Origin of the sequence: Microbacterium psychrotolerans, assembly GCF_031085295.1 — a bacterium.
In the GTDB taxonomy this organism is placed as follows: Bacteria; Actinomycetota; Actinomycetes; order Actinomycetales; family Microbacteriaceae; genus Microbacterium; species Microbacterium psychrotolerans.
The window spans coordinates 11,858-27,329 of sequence record NZ_JAVFWO010000003.1 but is presented as its reverse complement, the minus strand read 5'-3'; the positions used below and the strand labels follow the sequence as shown (position 1 = coordinate 27,329).

Annotated in this window: 13 protein-coding genes and 1 pseudogene; 5 read left to right on the top strand and 9 right to left on the bottom strand. The window is 71.8% G+C overall.

Annotation, left to right across the window (positions count from 1 at the left end; genetic code table 11):
• Positions 1-196: 196 nt before the first annotated feature.
• Positions 197-1,618, top strand: a complete 1,422-nt coding sequence (locus tag Q9R08_RS09305; protein ID WP_308867725.1) for an aspartate aminotransferase family protein — start codon at positions 197-199, stop codon at positions 1,616-1,618.
• A gap of 37 nt (positions 1,619-1,655) precedes the next feature.
• Positions 1,656-1,958, top strand: a pseudogene (locus Q9R08_RS09300) (DUF7882 family protein); the annotation flags it as partial.
• 192 nt (positions 1,959-2,150) lie between these two features.
• Here the strand turns inward: Q9R08_RS09300 and Q9R08_RS09295 are convergent.
• Positions 2,151-2,477, bottom strand: coding sequence for a DUF7882 family protein (locus tag Q9R08_RS09295; RefSeq protein ID WP_308867724.1), 327 nt, complete (start codon positions 2,475-2,477; stop codon positions 2,151-2,153).
• A 20-nt stretch (positions 2,478-2,497) separates the two neighbouring features.
• A complete protein-coding gene (locus tag Q9R08_RS09290; protein WP_308867723.1) occupies positions 2,498-3,073 on the bottom strand; it encodes a TetR family transcriptional regulator in 576 nt (191 codons plus the stop codon).
• Positions 3,074-3,180: 107 nt separating this feature from the next.
• Here Q9R08_RS09290 and Q9R08_RS09285 point away from each other — a divergent pair, with 107 nt between their 5' ends.
• Positions 3,181-4,212, top strand: a complete 1,032-nt coding sequence (locus Q9R08_RS09285) for an SDR family NAD(P)-dependent oxidoreductase (RefSeq protein WP_308867722.1) — start codon at positions 3,181-3,183, stop codon at positions 4,210-4,212.
• A 108-nt stretch (positions 4,213-4,320) separates the two neighbouring features.
• Here Q9R08_RS09285 and Q9R08_RS09280 read toward each other — a convergent pair whose 3' ends face one another.
• The 7 genes from Q9R08_RS09280 to Q9R08_RS09250 form a co-directional block, all read right to left on the bottom strand.
• The gene (locus Q9R08_RS09280) at positions 4,321-5,880 is read right to left on the bottom strand and encodes an SLC13 family permease (RefSeq protein ID WP_308867721.1); all 1,560 of its coding nucleotides are present in this window, start codon (positions 5,878-5,880) and stop codon (positions 4,321-4,323) included.
• A 37-nt stretch (positions 5,881-5,917) separates the two neighbouring features.
• Positions 5,918-7,960, bottom strand: coding sequence for an oxidoreductase (locus tag Q9R08_RS09275; protein ID WP_308867720.1), 2,043 nt, complete (start codon positions 7,958-7,960; stop codon positions 5,918-5,920).
• 26 nt (positions 7,961-7,986) lie between these two features.
• Positions 7,987-9,147, bottom strand: coding sequence for a cystathionine gamma-synthase (locus Q9R08_RS09270; protein ID WP_308867719.1), 1,161 nt, complete (start codon positions 9,145-9,147; stop codon positions 7,987-7,989).
• Positions 9,144-10,220, bottom strand: coding sequence for a pyridoxal-phosphate dependent enzyme (locus Q9R08_RS09265; RefSeq protein WP_418001339.1), 1,077 nt, complete (start codon positions 10,218-10,220; stop codon positions 9,144-9,146). The genes Q9R08_RS09270 and Q9R08_RS09265 overlap by 4 nt, the downstream gene beginning before the upstream one ends.
• Before the next feature lie 229 nt (positions 10,221-10,449).
• Entirely contained in the window at positions 10,450-11,073 is a 624-nt protein-coding gene (msuE, locus tag Q9R08_RS09260) for an FMN reductase (protein ID WP_308867718.1), read from the bottom strand.
• On the bottom strand, positions 11,070-11,930 hold the full coding sequence (locus tag Q9R08_RS09255; RefSeq protein ID WP_308867716.1) for a sulfurtransferase: 861 nt from the start codon (positions 11,928-11,930) through the stop codon (positions 11,070-11,072). Before Q9R08_RS09255 ends, msuE begins: the two co-directional genes overlap by 4 nt.
• Before the next feature lie 139 nt (positions 11,931-12,069).
• On the bottom strand, positions 12,070-14,229 hold the full coding sequence (locus Q9R08_RS09250; RefSeq protein WP_308867715.1) for a RecQ family ATP-dependent DNA helicase: 2,160 nt from the start codon (positions 14,227-14,229) through the stop codon (positions 12,070-12,072).
• A gap of 66 nt (positions 14,230-14,295) precedes the next feature.
• On the opposite strand from Q9R08_RS09250, the gene Q9R08_RS09245 reads away from it, so the two are divergent.
• Together Q9R08_RS09245 and Q9R08_RS09240 are read left to right on the top strand one after the other, a co-directional pair.
• Positions 14,296-14,625: a DUF6412 domain-containing protein gene (locus Q9R08_RS09245; RefSeq protein ID WP_308867714.1), complete on the top strand. Its 330-nt coding sequence runs from the start codon at positions 14,296-14,298 to the stop codon at positions 14,623-14,625.
• 85 nt (positions 14,626-14,710) lie between these two features.
• Positions 14,711-15,466 carry a YidC/Oxa1 family membrane protein insertase gene (locus Q9R08_RS09240; RefSeq protein WP_308867713.1) on the top strand — a complete coding sequence of 252 codons (756 nt, stop codon included), beginning with the start codon at positions 14,711-14,713 and terminating at the stop codon, positions 15,464-15,466.
• Positions 15,467-15,472: the final 6 nt, after the last annotated feature.

Here is a 15,472-nt window from a genome sequence, read left to right as displayed (position 1 = left end):
GAGTGTCGTCCGGGGCGTACCGCGTGCGCCCCGGACGTCACTGCCGCGCCCCAAACCACCCGAAGGACGATGGATGCCGGAGACCCCGGGAGTCCGGACGGACCGGCGACTGCGGCATCCGAACCGGACGAAACGTCCCGTCCGCGCGCGCGGGACACCCGAGTAGCGTGGGAGCACGTCCGACGGAAGGCTCCCCATGTCGATCTCGACCGAACGCCACGCCCGCACCGACCGCGCCGCGAGGAGCGAATCCGAGCTGCAGCAGATGGCGAAAGACCACCTGTGGATGCACTTCGCCCGCCAGTCGGTGATGACGGACGGCCCCGGCGTCCCGATCATCGTCAAGGGCGAGGGCCACCACATCTGGGACTCCCAGGGCAAGCAGTACATCGACGGTCTCGCCGGCCTGTTCGTCGTGGCCGCCGGTCACGGCCGCCGGCGCCTCGCGGAGGTCGCGGCCACGCAGGCCGAGCAGCTCGCCTTCTTCCCGATCTGGTCGTATGCGCACCCCGCCGCCATCGAGCTGGCCGACCGTCTGGCCGACTACGCGCCCGGCGACCTCAACAAGGTGTTCTTCTCCACCGGCGGCGGCGAAGCCGTCGAGACTGCGTTCAAGCTCGCCAAGTACTACTGGAAGATCCAGGGCCAGCCCACCAAGCACAAGGTCATCTCACGCTCGGTCGCGTACCACGGCACCCCGCAGGGCGCCCTGGCGATCACCGGCATCCCGGCCATGAAGTCGATGTTCGAGCCGGTCACGCCGGGAGGCTTCCGGGTGCCGAACACCAACTTCTATCGCGCCGCCGATATGGGCGCGCCGGCGGACAACCTCGAGACCTTCGGCGTCTGGGCGGCGGACCGCATCGAGGAGATGATCCTCTTCGAAGGTCCCGACACCGTGGCGGCGGTCTTCCTCGAGCCGGTGCAGAACTCGGGCGGCTGCTTCCCGCCGCCTCCCGGATACTTCCAGCGGGTGCGCCAGATCTGCGACAAGTACGACGTGCTGCTCGTCTCGGACGAGGTCATCTGCGCCTTCGGCCGCATCGGCCACATGTTCGCGTGCGACGCGTACGGCTACGTTCCCGACATGATCACGTGCGCCAAGGCGATGACCAGCGGCTACTCGCCGATCGGTGCGACCATCGTCAGCGACCGCATCTACGAGCCCTTCGCCCACGGCGACCGCGCGTTCTACCACGGCTACACGTTCGGCGGTCACCCGGTGTCGGCGGCGGTCGCGCTCGAGAACCTCGACATCTTCGAGGAGGAGGGCCTCAACGAGCGGGTGCGCGAGTACTCGCCGGTGTTCCGGTCGACTCTCGAGAAGCTCAACGACCTGCCCATCGTCGGCGACGTGCGCGGCGACGGCTACTTCTTCGGGATCGAGCTCGTCAAGGACAAGGCGACGAAGGAGACCTTCGACGACGACGAGTCCGAGCGGCTGCTGCGCGGGTTCCTCTCCAAGGCGCTCTTCGATGCCGGCCTCTACTGCCGCGCCGACGACCGTGGCGACCCCGTCATCCAGCTCGCGCCGCCCCTGACGGTGGGCCCGAAGGAGTTCGACGAGATCGAGCAGATCCTCCGCGGCGTGCTCACGGAGGCGTGGACGCGACTCTGAGGCATCGGCGCGCGGTTTCGAGGGTTATTGTTGGCCCGTGGGCACGATCTACTACGGCGGCGGCGCGATGCCGATCCATATCGAGGACCGCGCATTGGCGCACCTCAAGGTCGTGATTGCGACCAAGCTCCGACGCGATGAGAGCTTCACCGTCTCGTGGACCCACCCCGACGATCAGCCCCGCGGGCGCAGCACGATCTGGCTGCACCCGTCGATCCCCCTCCGATTCGTCTTCGACGACCCCGAGCCGGCGCAGCTCAGCCGCGAGTGGATCGAAGAGCTCGCGAACTCCGCCAGCTCGACCGGCGGCATCCTGCTGGTCGCAGAGCACTTCGACACCGGCCCCGTGCCGGTGGCCGAGGGCGCAGGAGCGGCGGCCATCGAGGGCGGAGCGGTGGACGTGTCGCTCGGCAAGGTCGACGTGGAGCACATCGACGTCGACCGCCTCACCGTCGGTGGCACCGAGGTGACAGCCGACGACGTCTCCTCGTAGGCACGACGCGGCGCGCCGGGGGACGTCGGCAGGCACCCCTCAAGCGGGCTCGGGCTGCGACGACTCGTCTTCCTCGGAGGGCTCGGGGAGGATCGTGAGCCCGCTCGGTCCGCTCGCCGCGAGCATCAGCTCCTCGACCCAGCGGCGGTTGATGCGCGGCTGACGGCTGCCGAAGAAGTGGAACTGGATCGGCACAGAAGGGTGGATCCAGAAGCTGCGCCGACCGCTGCCGTCGCCGATCTCGACGTCGAACATGAAGGGTTCGGAGCGGCGCAGCTTGTTCATCATGACGATGCGCAGGTGGGCCAGCGTGCGGTCGTCGATGTCCACCGAGTTGGCGTTCGTGTCGTAGATGAACCGTCCCATGGCAGGAGCCTAGTGCCGCATCACCGCGGAGCGAATGCAGCGGCGAAGAGCGCTCGGGCACGTCGCGCGACGGCAGGTCGCTGCGCGCTGTCGGCGCGGGCGAGCTCGGTCGCGAGCATGCCGGCCGCCAGCGTCACGTCGTCGGTTTCGATGTGGCTTCCGATGCGGCCCGCGGCGCGATCGCGCGCGACGAGACGCTCCACCAGGGCCTGGAACCGGGCTCCGAGCACGGCCACCCGCGTGTCGGTGAGATCGGCGGTGATGAGCTCGATGAACGCGGTCGAGACGACCACCTGGTCGACGACGCGGTCCAGCAGGTCGTCGACCGTCCGCTCGGGGGCCGACGTGAACTCCTCGAGGTCGCGCACGTTGTCTTCGAACACGGCGACGGCGAGCGCCGTGCGGTCGGGGAAGTGGCGGTAGAGGCTGCCCTGGCCCACCCCCGCGCGCTTGGCGACGGCGCTGAAGGGCGCACCGAGGCCGCCTTCGGCGTAGACCTCGCGCGCGGCGGCGATGAGGGCGCGACGGTTGTCGGCGGCGGCGGCGGGGCCGCGATTCTGGCGGGGGTGCGCACGGGGGGATGCGGTGCTGGGCACGGGTGTAGCCTAGTACCGGACAAAGATGTCCGGTAGGAGCCGCCCCGAAGGACCCTCATCCCGGACACGCAGTCCCGATGCATGCACGAAGAAAGGGAAGAACGCCCATGAGCACCACCACCGCTCCCCTCACCGGAGCCTCCAGCATCCAGTCATGGCTCGACGACCCGGCCGGCGGCGCCGCGCTGCGCGGTCTGCTCGCCCAGGGCGGCCAGAGCGCGGAGGCGCTCAGCCCCATCGCCTCACTCCCGATCTCGAACCTCGTCGCGATGAGCGGCGGCGCCTTTCCGCAGGCCGCGCTCGACGCCCTGATCGCTCAGGTCAACCCCGACGGGGTTCCGGATGCCGTTGCCGGCGCCGACGAGACCCCGAAGGCGGAGTGGGCCGAGAAGGTCACCGCGGGTCGCTTCACGGGCCAGACGGTCATCGTCACCGGCGCCGGCTCGGGTATCGGCCGTGCCACCGCCTCGCGGGTCGCCCGCGAGGGCGGTCGCGTGATCGCCGTCGACGTCAGCCAGGAGCGCCTCGACGAGTTCGTCGCGGCGCACGCGGGCGCCGATGTCGTGGCGCTCACCGCCGACATCACCGACGACGAGGGCGTCGCCCGCATCATCGAGTCGGCCGGCGGCAGGATCGACGGCCTGGCCAACATCGCCGGGATCATGGACGACATGACCCCCGTGGGCGACGTCACCGACGCCGTCTGGGATCGCGTGTTCCGCGTGAACGTCACCGGCACGATGAAGCTCATGCGCGCCGTCATCCCCGCCATGCTCGCGCAGGGCAGCGGCTCGATCGTGAACACCTCGTCCGAGGCATCCCTCCGCGGCTCGGCCGCCGGCGCCGCGTACACCGCATCGAAGCACGCCGTCGTCGGCCTCACCAAGTCGAGCGCGTTCATGTACGGCCCGAGCGGCATCCGTGTCAACGCAGTCGCACCGGGCGCGGTGATCACCAACATCGAGGCGAAGTTCAACTCGCCGCTGGGCGCCGATCGCGTCCGGACGGGCATGTCGGTGATGGTCCCGCCGGTGACCCCCGACCGCCTTGCCGCGTCGATCACGTTCCTGCTGAGCGACGACGGCGTCAACGTCAACGGCCAGAACCTCGCCAGCGACGGCGGCTGGTCGGCCGCGTAACAACCCGCGACGCCCCGGCTGACCCGAGCCGCCGGGGCATCGCGCACCAGGTGCTCCCCGTCGCGGTCTGCGATGTCGATCCGCGGATCGCGACGGGCGAGCGAACGGCTAGAACGGCCAGATCAGCGGCACGTAGAGGACCGCGGCCGCGAGGAAGAACAGCGCGAGCGGCAGCCCCAGCTTCCAGTAGTCGCCGAACCGGTAGCCCGCCGGCTCCATCACCATGAGGTTCGCGGGCGTCGCGATGGGCGTGAGGAACGCCGCCGCACCCGCTACGGCGAGCGCCATCATGAAGGGCTGCACCGACAGGTCCAGCGCATGGGCGACCGAGATGGCGATCGGCGCGACGATGAGCACCGTCGCCGTGTTGCTGATGAGCTGGCCGAGCACCAGCGTGACCCCGCACAGCGCGAGCAGCGCGACGTGGGGGCCGGCGTCGCCGAGCATGGACAGCAACCCCTCCGCGATCAGATCGGCCGTGCCGGTGCTGATGAATGCCGTCGACAGCGGGATCATGCCGGCGATGAGTACTACGGTCGTCCACGAGATCGCGTGATACGCCGCGGTGGCGGTGACCGTGCGGGTGAGCACGAGCGCGCACGCCGCGAGCAGTGCGGCCACTGCCGGCGGCACGAGCCCGGTTGCGAGCAGCACGATCATCGCCAGAAGGATGCCGATGGCGCGCTTCGCGCCGCGCCCGAGCGGAACCGACCGGCGAAGCTGCGCCGGGTCGTCGACCACGAGCACGCCGGGGTCCTGCGTCCGCCGCGTGAGGTCGTCCCACGCCCCCTGGAGCAGCAGGGCGTCACCGGACTGCACAATGAACTCGGTGCCCTTGAGGTGCTCGTCGCCCCGTCTCGCCGCCAGCACGACGAGGTCACCGTCGGGCGTCGTCATCCCGGCGCACACCCGCTCGCCGATCAGCGGCGACCGTGGCGCCACGACGACCTCGGTCACTCCGGTGTTCGGGCCGAGGAGCATGCCGGTGTCGAGCGTCAGCGAATACTGCCGGCGCAGCATCCGCGCGTGCCGTACGAGGTCGACGGGCATGAGCGCGCCCTTCCGCTCCGGCACGAGTCGCCCCCCGAGGAGCAGGATCACGACGGTGCCGAGGAGCACCGGGATGCCGACGAGCGCGAATTCGAAGAACCCGAACTCCCGCCCGCCCGCGCCGACGGCGAACTCCGACACGATGATGTTGACCGGCGTGCCGGTGAGCAGGAGCAGCGAGCCCGCGGATGCCGCGAACGCGAGCGGCATGAGCAGCTTCGACGACGCGATGCCGGCACGAGCCGCGACCACGACCACGAGCGGGAGCAGGGCGGCGACCGCACCGTTGATGCTGATGAGCGCCGTCAGCCCGGCCACGAGCAGCGCGATCACCACGACCAGCGTGGTTCGCTTGGTACCCGCGCTGCCGATCACCTTCTGCCCCGCCCAGGCGGTGACGCCCGTGGCGTCCAAAGCCTCGCTCACGACGAACAGCGCGGCGATGAACAGCACGGTCGGATCGCCGAATCCTGCCAGGGCCTCCGGGAGCGTGAGGACGCCGGTGAAGAACAGAGCCAGCGCGACGCCGATCGCGACGATCCCGATGGGCACGCGGTTGCTCACGAAGGCGATCACCGCGAGCACCAGGATGACGAGGGTTGCGGTGATGGGGTCCACGCGCCCAGCGTAGCCACCGGCCTCGCGGGGCCCGGCTTCAGCCGCGCAGCGTCGCCAGCCCGGCGACGTCGTACGCGAGCTCGACGGCCTCGAAGACCGCCGCGTCGATCGTGCGCGGTGCGAACGCATCGCCGATGGTCACCACGCGCGGTGCGGCTGGTGCGGCTGTGACGAGGCCCGGGATGCCGACCGACGCACGCGGCTCGACGGCCACCACCGCGTCGACGCCAGGAATCATCTCCACAGCACCTGTCAGCGTGTCTCGCACCGTCACGGCGCCAGGCTCGATCCCCTCCACGAGGTGCGCCGGGCGGCGCTGGAACCCGCCGTGCGCGCCCAGGCGCTCGAGCAGCAGCGGCCGGTCGTATCCGGCGCCGATGTGCGGGAACACCGTCTCGAACGGCGTCACGAGCTCGAGCTCGTCGACGCGTTCGAGGAGGGTCAGCACGATCCCGGCGGCGTACGCCGTGCCGTCGGCATCCACCACCGCGATCCGTCGGCCGAGCGGCGCTCCGGCCGCCGCGGGGGCCACGGCCGCGAACGCATCGGTCGTGCCCTCGGCGGGGAAGCCTCGGGAATACGCGCCGCCGAGCGCGAGCGACGTGGCGACCGGGGCGACGGCGCCGGTCGCGACCACGATGCCGTCCGCGCCCTCGGCGCGCAGCAGGTCGGCGTCCGCCTCGACCCCGAGACGCACCGTGACGCCGGCGGCCGCCAGGTCGCGCTCGAGGTCGTCCACGAGCAGCCCGACGCTCTCGCGCCCCGGCACGCGCCGGGCGAGGCGCAGCTGGCCGCCGAGTTCGTCCGCGCGCTCGACGAGGGTGACGGCGTGACCGTCGGTGGCGAGCTCGACGGCGGCGCGCATGCCGGCGGGCCCGCCGCCCACGACGATCCACCGCTGCGGCGACGACGACCGCGGACGCTCACCGCGCTCGAGCTCGCGACCGGCGAGCGGGTTGACCGTGCACGACATGGCGAGTCCGCGGCTGCCGCGGCCGAGGCATCCCTGATTCAGGCGGATGCAGTGACGGATGCCGGGCTCGCGGCTGTCGACCGGTTCGAGCCCGATCAGCTTGCGCGCGAGGTCGGGGTCGGCGATCTGGGCGCGGGTGAGCGCAACCATGTCGGCGACGCCGGAGGCGACGACCTCCTCCGCGTCCTCGACCGAGCGCGCGGCGCCGACGCCGAACACGGGGAGGTCGGGGTTCGCCGCCTTCATGGCGGCGACGTCGTCGCGCAGCCACGCGTACGGCATGGGCGACGATGGGAAGACGTAGTGCACGTTGTGGTACCCGCCGGCCGCGAGGTCGAGGAAGTCCACGCGGGCCTCTGCGCGCAGGCGCGCGACGACCTCGCGCATGCCGGCGCCGTCGATGCCGTCGGGATGGAACTCGTTCGCGACGATGCGGATGCCGACCGTGAAGTCGTCGCCCACGCGCTCCCGCACGGCGCGCAGCACCTCCCGCGGGAACCGCGTGCGCCCCTCGAGGTCGCCGCCGTACTCGTCGCCACGGGCGTTGTACAGCGGCGAGAGGAACTGGTGCAGCAGATAGCCGTGCGCCATGTGGATCTCGACGCCGTCGAATCCGCCGTCGCGCGCATGCGCGGCCGACAGCGCCCAGCCGTCGACGAAGGCCGCGATGTCGGCGCGATCCATCTCGCGGGTAGCGTGCGCCGTCGACGGGGACAGGACGCGCGAGGGCGCGTACACCGCGCGGGGGCCGTCGGGACCGTCGGGCTGCGCCTGCGCGCCGTGGTGGTTGAGCTGCACGAAGATCTTCGCGCCCGCTTCGTGGACGGCATCCGTCATCCGCTTCGCGGCGGCGACGCCCTCGGGACGGTACGCGTCCTCGAAGCCGCGGATCGAGCCTGTCGGATGGACGAAATGGTTGCCGGCCACGAACAGCCCGCAGCCGCCCCGCGCACGTCGCACGTAGTACGCGGCCTCGCGGTCGGACTCGACGCGGTCGGAGTACTGCTTCGAGTGCGCGGTCTGCATGATGCGGTTCGGCACCTCGATGGCGCCGATCCGCAGCGGCTGCGCGAGGACGGAGGAGCGGATGCCGGGGCGCGCGGTCATGCCTCCGAGCCTAGGCGCGCCTCCGGTCAGAGGCCGGCGAGGGCCTGGTCGAGGTCGCCGAGGAGGTCGGCGACCGACTCGATGCCGACCGACAGCCGCACCACCTCGGGCGGGACGGCGAGCTCGGTGCCGCGCACCGAGGCGTGCGTCATCTCGTCCGGGTAGTTCATGAGCGACTCGACGCCCCCGAGCGACTCGGCCAGCTGGAAGAGGCGCGTCGACTCGGCGAAGCGGCGGGCGGAGGCGGCATCCGCCAGCGCGACCGAGACGATGCCGCCGAACCCGCTCATCTGCGCGGCGGCCAGCTCGTGCCCGGGATGCGACGACAGGCCCGGGTAGTACACCCGCGCGACGCGGTCATGCGCGGCCAGGAACTCTGCGATCGCCTGGGCGTTCTCGCTGTGGCGCTGCATGCGCAGCGCGAGGGTCTTGATGCCGCGGGTCGTGAGCCACGCGTCGAGGGGGCCGGAGACGGCGCCGACGGCGAACTGCAGGAACTTCGCCTCGCCGTACAGGGCATCGTCGTTGAGCACCAGCGCACCGCCGACGACGTCGGAGTGGCCGCCGAGGTACTTCGTCGTCGAGTGCACCACCACGTCGGCGCCGAAGGCCAGCGGCTGCTGCAGGGCGGGCGACGCGAACGTGTTGTCGACCACGACCAGGGCGCCGGCGTCGTGCCCGAGCCGCGCGAGACCTCGGATGTCGGTGATGCGCAGCAGCGGGTTGCTCGGCGTCTCGACCCACACGATGCGCGCCGGTCGCTCCTCGAGCGCGGTGCGCACCGCGTCGAGATCGCTCATGTCGACCACGCGGATGCCGACACCCCACGCCCCGAGCACGCGGGCGATGAGGCGATACGTCCCGCCGTACACGTCGTTGCCGAGCAGCACCTCGTCGCCGGGCTTGAGCGCCGCACGCAGCAGCGCATCCTCGGCGGCCAGCCCCGACGCGAACGACAGGGCGTGCGCGCCGCCTTCGAGCGCGGCGAGCTGCGTCTCGAGCGCGGTGCGGGTCGGGTTGCCGCTGCGGCCGTACTCGTAGCCCTCGCGGAGCCCGCCGATGCCGTCCTGCGCATAGGTCGTGGAGAAGTGCACCGGCGGGATCACGGCCCCGGTGGTCGGGTCGAATGCCTGCCCGGCGTGCACCGCGCGGGTCTCGAAACCGGAGTCGTTCGTGGGCTCGGTCATGCGGGTGCTCCTTGGTCGGTGGTTCCGGATGTCTCGTCCCCGCGCGGTGCGCCGGGTTCGGCCGATGCTTCACGCCGGCTGTGGGCGGGCGGGCGGGCGCCACGGTGCTCGGCGACGGGGACGTCGAACCCGTGGTCCCGCATCCAGTCGTCGTCGTAGAACCGGTTGAGGTAACCGCGACCGTGGTCGGGCAGCAGCACGACGACCACGTCGTCGGCGGGCAGGTCGCGGGCGGTGCGCAGCGCGGCGACGACCGCCATCCCGCTCGATCCCCCGACCAGGAGTCCCTCTTCGCGCGCGAGGCGGCGCGTCATCTCGAACGTCTCGGCGTCCGAGATCCGATGGATCTCGTCGGGCACCGCGGGGTCGTAGCTGTCGGGCCAGAAGTCCTCGCCGACGCCCTCGACGAGGTACCCGTGGATCGGGCCGCCCGAGTAGATCGAGCCCTCGGGGTCCGCGCCGACCACCCGCACCGTGCCGCCCGACACCTCGTGCAGGTACCGGCCCGTGCCGGTGATGGTGCCGCCGGTGCCGATGCCGGCGACGAAATGCGTCACGCGTCCGTCGGTGTCGCGCCAGATCTCCGGCCCGGTCGTCTCGTAGTGGCTCAGCGGCCCGTTCGGGTTCGCGAACTGGTTCGGCTTGAATGCGCCGGGGATCTCGCGGACGAGCCGATCCGACACGCTGTAGTACGAGCGCGGGTCCTCCGGCGGCACGCTCGTATCGGTCACCACGACCTCGGCGCCGTAGGCCCGCAGCACGTCGACCTTCGGACCCGCGAACTTGTCGGGCACGACGAAGATCATGCGGTAGCCGCGCTGTACCGCCACGAGCGCGAGGCCCACGCCGGTGTTGCCGCTGGTGGGTTCGACGATCGTTCCGCCGGGCGCCAGCAGACCGTCGCGTTCGGCGGCATCGATGATGCGGCGGGCGATGCGGTCTTTGGCGGAGCCGCCGGGATTGAAGTACTCGACCTTGGCGAGCACAGTGGCCGCGATGCCGTCGGTGACACGGGTCAGGCGGACGAGGGGGGTGTTGCCGACGAGGTCGGCCACGCTCTGGGCGTAACGCACGATGAGTCCTGGAGTGTTGCCGCGCGGGAGCGCGGAGGGTTGGCGGGGTCGCGGAGGTCTGCGCGAAGCGAACGCTTCAGCAGCAGGGGCGACAACACCGACAGGTCAACACGGGCGCCAGTCTAGACGCACACCGAGGGCGCCGTCGAGGACGCCTTCGGTTGCACGGCGCAGAGACGCCGATGACGGATGCCGCGACCCGGCGCACCGGCCGGTCGCGGCATCCGAGTCACCAGGTCGCTACGTACTCCGACCGGCGAACGAGCGCGGCCTGCTCGATGAGAGGGAGCGAGCGATCGACGGCCTGCACGATGCGGCGGGCGACGTCGGGCGAGGTGAGCTCGTAATTCGCGAAGTCGGTCGTCGACGCGTACACGCCGATCGGCAGCGTGAGCGCCTGGAAGAACCCGAACAGCGGCCGCAGCTGGTGCTCGATGATCAGCGCGTGCCGTTCGCCGCCGCCGGTCGCCGCGAGCAGCACGGGCGTGCCGACGAGGTCGTACTGCCCGACGAAGTCGAACAGGTGCTTGAACAGCCCGGTGAACGAGGCCCGGTACACCGGACTCGCCACGACCAGCAGGTCTGCGGATTCGATCGCCTGCAGCGCCGACTCGACCTCGGGCGCGACCTCCTCGCGCTTGAGCGCACCCGCGAAGCCCGGTCCGAGCGCCGCGATCTCGACGAGCTCGACCTGCGCCGGGATGCGCTCTGCCACCGATGCCAGGATGCTGCGCACCAGCGCGGTGGTGCGGCTGGGCTCCTGCAGGGAGCCGGAGACCCCGACCACGCGCAGCGGGCGGTCGGAGATCGTGGTCGTGGTCGTGATCGTCGCGTCCTTCAGCAGCTCGGTCATACCGGCACCACATCCAGCGACGGCGCGGGACCGACGGCCGCGAGCCGGCCGCGCGAGCGCGACCACTGGCTCCACGAGCCGGGGTAGACGACCACGTCGATGCCCGCCAGAGCACCCGCGAGGGCCGTGTGGGTCGCCGCGATGCCGGAGCCGCAGTAGGCGGCCACCGCAACTCCGTCGGTGACACCGGCGGCGGCGAACGCGGCGCGGATCTCCTCGGGCGAGCGGAACTTGCCCGCTGTCAGGTGGACCGTCGTCGGCAGATTCACGGCGCCCGGGATGTGACCACCGACGGGGTCGAGCGGCTCGGCATCCCCTCGGTAACGCTCCGGGGCCCGTACGTCGAGCAGCAGCCCGTGGTCGGGCCACTCCTCCACGCCGTCGATGTCGGCCAGTCCCTGGGTGATGTCGCCGAGGACGACATCACCCGGCGGCCTCGGCAGGACGTCGCCGGTCTCCAGCGGCAGCCGTTCGGCGAGCCAGCCGCGCAGGCCACCGTCGAGCACGCGCACGTCGGTGAGACCCGACCGGGTCAGCACCCACCAGGCGCGCGCCGCGGCCACCGAGTGGACGTCGTCGTACGCCACGACCGTGTCGCCGTCGCGGATGCCCCATCGCCGCGCGGCTGCCTCCAGCTGGGCGCGCGGCGGCAGCGGATGCCGGCCCTCGCGCGGGTCGCCACGCCGGGCGAGCTCGCGATCGAGGTCGACGTAGACGGCTCCCGGCAGGTGCCCGTCGAGGTAGGCCGGTCGGCCCTCGGGCTGATCGAGACGCCATCGCACGTCGAGGATCCGCGGCGGGGTGCCGCCGCGGATGAGATCGGCGAGCTCTGGCGGCGAGATGAGTGGGGAAGGCATGAGGTCATGCTCGCCCGCGTGCGGAGCCCGCGGAACGCTGTGACGACACACACCGCGACACGACGACACGCGGCGTCACACGCCGTCATTCCGGGTCGGCGCGGCGGCGTCGGCGAAGCGCGGGGGCCGAGGGCCGGTGTCAGCCGCGCAGGGCCAGGGCGAACGGAAGCACGGCGGCGGCGCCGGCCCGGCGCAGCGCGCGAGCGGCGACCGTGAGAGTCCAGCCGCTGTCGACCCGGTCGTCGACCAGGAGAACGGGGCCTGCGGGGATGTCGAGCCCCGCGGCCGAGAACCGATCCCACACCCCCGCCAGCCGGAATGCGCTGTTGCCGCCCGGCTGGCCCGTGGGTCCGCCGTCGACGAGGTCGAGAGACCCGAGGTACGGCAGTCGGCCGACCTCGGCGATGCCGCGGGCGAGGGAGTCCACCAGCTGCGGCTTCGTGCGCGACGGCATCGCCACGACCGCCACCGGTCGGGTCTCCCAGCCCCAGTCGGCCAGGACGCGCACGCACGCGCCGAGCACGTTCGGCGGCACGGGTGAATCCGCGGCGCCGGCGGCGAAGAGGTCGCGCAGGACGCCGCCCCAGCCGAGGTCGGTGAGGCGTGCGAGCGCGCGGCCCTCGCCGGCCTGCTCGTCCACCGCGATGCGGCCCTTGACGGGCACGCCCAGCCGATCGGCTCCGGTGGGCCACTGCCGTCGCGCTTCGATCGGCACGCCGACGCGGTCGAGAGCTGCGGCCGCGGCATCCGTCGCTCCGGCGGCGATCGTGGTCGGGAACCAGGTGCCCGCGCAGTTGTCGCAGCGGCCGCAGGGAACGGCGGTGTCGTCATCGAGCGAGCGCTGCAGGAACTCCATGCGGCAGCCCACGGTCTCTTCGTACTCGACCATGTGCTCCTGCTCCGCGACGCGCTCGGCGGCGATGCGGCGGTAGCGCTCCTCGTCGTAGGTCCACGGCTCGCCGGTCGCGGTCCACCCGCCGCGCACACGCGCGACGGCACCGTCGACATCGAGCACCTTCAGCAGCAGCTCGAGGGGCGTGCGGCGGATGTCGACCATCGCCTCCAGCGCGGGCGTCGACATCGGCGCGCCCGCCGCTGCGAGCGCCGACAGCACACGCTCGGCCCGCTCACGGTCGGGCATCGACGCCGTGGCGAAGTACTGCCAGATCTCGCGGTCCTCGGTGCCGGGGAGCAGGAGCACATCGGCGGACTCGGTGGCACGACCGGCGCGGCCGACCTGCTGGTAGTACGACACCGGCGACGACGGAGCACCGAGGTGCACCACGAAACCGAGGTCGGGCTTGTCGAATCCCATGCCGAGCGCGCTGGTCGCCACGAGCGCCTTGACCCGGTTCTCTTTGAGGAGAGCCTCGGACTCCTCCCGCTCGTCGGTGTCGGTCTGCCCCGTGTAGGCCCTCACGTCGTAACCGCGCTCGCGCAGGAGCCGGGCGGTGTCGTTCGCCGCTGCGACCGTCAGCGTGTAGATGATCCCCGAGCCGGGAAGGTCGCCCAGGTGGCTGATGAGCCAGGCCAGCCTGCTCGGCGAGTCGCGCAGACGCAGCACCCCCAGCCGGAGCGACGCCCGGGCGAGCGGACCTCGGATGGTGAGCACGCCTGCGGCTGCGGCCGACGGATCGAGTCCTCCCCCACCGGCCGTGCTGCCGGCGTCCAGCTGCTCGGCGACATCGGAGACCACACGGCTGTTGGCCGTCGCCGTGGTGGCGAGCACCGGGACGCCCGCCGGCATCCGGGCGATCAGGTCGCGCAGGCGCCGGTAGTCGGGCCGGAAGTCGTGCCCCCAGTCGCTGATGCAGTGAGCCTCGTCGACGACGAGCAGTCCGATGCGTGCCACCAGCTGCGGCAGCTGCTCGTCGCGGAAGGACGGATTGTTCAGACGCTCGGGCGAAACCAGCAGGACGTCGACCTCGTCTCGGTCGAGCCGGCCGAGCACGTCACCCCACTCGTGCGCGTTCGTGGAGTCGATCTTGACGGCGCGCACACCGGCTCGCGCGGCCGCTGCGATCTGGTCGCGCATCAGCGCGAGGAGCGGAGAGACGAGCACCGTCGGTCCGGCACCGCGACGGCGCAGCAGCAGCGTCGCGACGAAGTAGACCGCCGACTTGCCCCACCCGGTGCGCTGCACCACGAGCGCGCGCCGGCGGTCGTCGACGAGCGCCTCGATCGCCTCGTACTGCCCGTCGTGGAAATCGGCATCGTCGCGCCCGACGAGCGCGCGCAGCACCTCGAGGGCCTCCGTGCGGGTCGTGGTCGTCGCAGTCACGGTTCCACCCTGCCTCATGCTCCTGACACCCCGGCACACGCCAACCCCGCGTGCTACCGTGAGCCGCATCGGGAGGAGGTGCGCGTGATCGAGTCGATCGGTGTCCTGCTCCGCGTCCTCTTCGAGTCCGTCGGCGTAGCCCTTCGCCCGATGGTCGAGCTCGTCGGCGCGATCGGGGCTCCCGGCTCCGGCACCTTCGCATTCGCCGCGGCCACGACGACGGTCGCCGTCGTCGCGACCCTCGCCCTGCTGGCGGTCGCGATCGCCGTCTTCCTGTCGCCCGCTCGGCCGGTCACGACCGCGCCGCATCCTCGCCGGGCGATCTCCGACGCGACGCGGCTCACCGCGTCCCACCCCGACGCCCCGGGACACTCTCGTCCGCGCGCACCGGGTTCGGCGGCCCTGGCCGCGTAGCTCCGTCGCTCGTCCTCCCGAGGACCGCTCGCCGGTGCCGTCGTGGCCGCATGCCACGAACCGACACCGGACGAACGGAGACATCTTGGACCTCTACGCATTCCCGCCCATCGCCGCGATCCTCGACGCGGCCTATTCCCTCCTCATGGGCCTCTCCGCCCTGCTCGAGCCTCTCGCCGGATCCGCCGCTGCAGCGGCATCCGTCATCCTCGTCACGCTGCTCGTGCGCGCCGCGCTGATGCCCGCCGGTGTCGCACAGGCGAAGGCGGAGCAGATGCGCAGCCGCCTCGCCCCGAAGCTCAGGGAACTGCAGCGGCGCCACAAGGGCGACCGCGAACGTCTGCAGCGCGAGACGATGAAGCTGTACGCCGACGAGAAGGCCTCGCCCTTCGCCGGGTGCCTGCCGATGCTCGCGCAGGCACCCGTCGTCGCCATCGTCTATGCACTGTTCCTTCACACCGCGATCGCGGGACACGCCAACGCGCTGCTCGCCGAGCAGCTGTTCGGCGTGCCGCTGGGGACGAGTCTCGTCGGGGCGGTGGCCGCCGGCGGCGCGACGGCTTCGACCTGGGGGGTCTTCGCAGGGGTGCTCGCGCTGATCGTCGTGGTCGCCGAGCTCACCCGCCGGGCGTTCCGACCCTCGGTCGACGGCTCCGCGGGCCCAGATTCGCCACTGGCGGGCGCGGGCATGGCACGAGTGGCCGGGCTGCTGCAGTTCACGACCGCGGTCTTCGCGCTCTTCGTCCCCTTGGCGGCCGCACTGTATCTCGCCGTCACCGTCACGTGGACGCTGGTGCAGCGTCTGGTGCTCCGACGGTTCTACCCGCTCGCGACGACCTGACGCGGC

Excerpts from the sequence above, each read along its gene's own strand:
- Q9R08_RS09305 (WP_308867725.1), top strand. The coding sequence starts at position 197 with ATGTCGATCTCGACCGAACGCCACGCCCGCACCGACCGCGCCGCGAGG.
- Q9R08_RS09295 (WP_308867724.1), bottom strand. The coding sequence starts at position 2,477 with ATGGGACGGTTCATCTACGACACGAACGCCAACTCGGTGGACATCGAC.
- Q9R08_RS09285 (WP_308867722.1), top strand. The coding sequence starts at position 3,181 with ATGAGCACCACCACCGCTCCCCTCACCGGAGCCTCCAGCATCCAGTCA.
- Q9R08_RS09275 (WP_308867720.1), bottom strand. The coding sequence starts at position 7,960 with ATGACCGCGCGCCCCGGCATCCGCTCCTCCGTCCTCGCGCAGCCGCTG.
- Q9R08_RS09270 (WP_308867719.1), bottom strand. The coding sequence starts at position 9,147 with ATGACCGAGCCCACGAACGACTCCGGTTTCGAGACCCGCGCGGTGCAC.
- msuE (WP_308867718.1), bottom strand. The coding sequence starts at position 11,073 with ATGACCGAGCTGCTGAAGGACGCGACGATCACGACCACGACCACGATC.
- Q9R08_RS09255 (WP_308867716.1), bottom strand. The coding sequence starts at position 11,930 with ATGCCTTCCCCACTCATCTCGCCGCCAGAGCTCGCCGATCTCATCCGC.
- Q9R08_RS09250 (WP_308867715.1), bottom strand. The coding sequence starts at position 14,229 with ATGAGGCAGGGTGGAACCGTGACTGCGACGACCACGACCCGCACGGAG.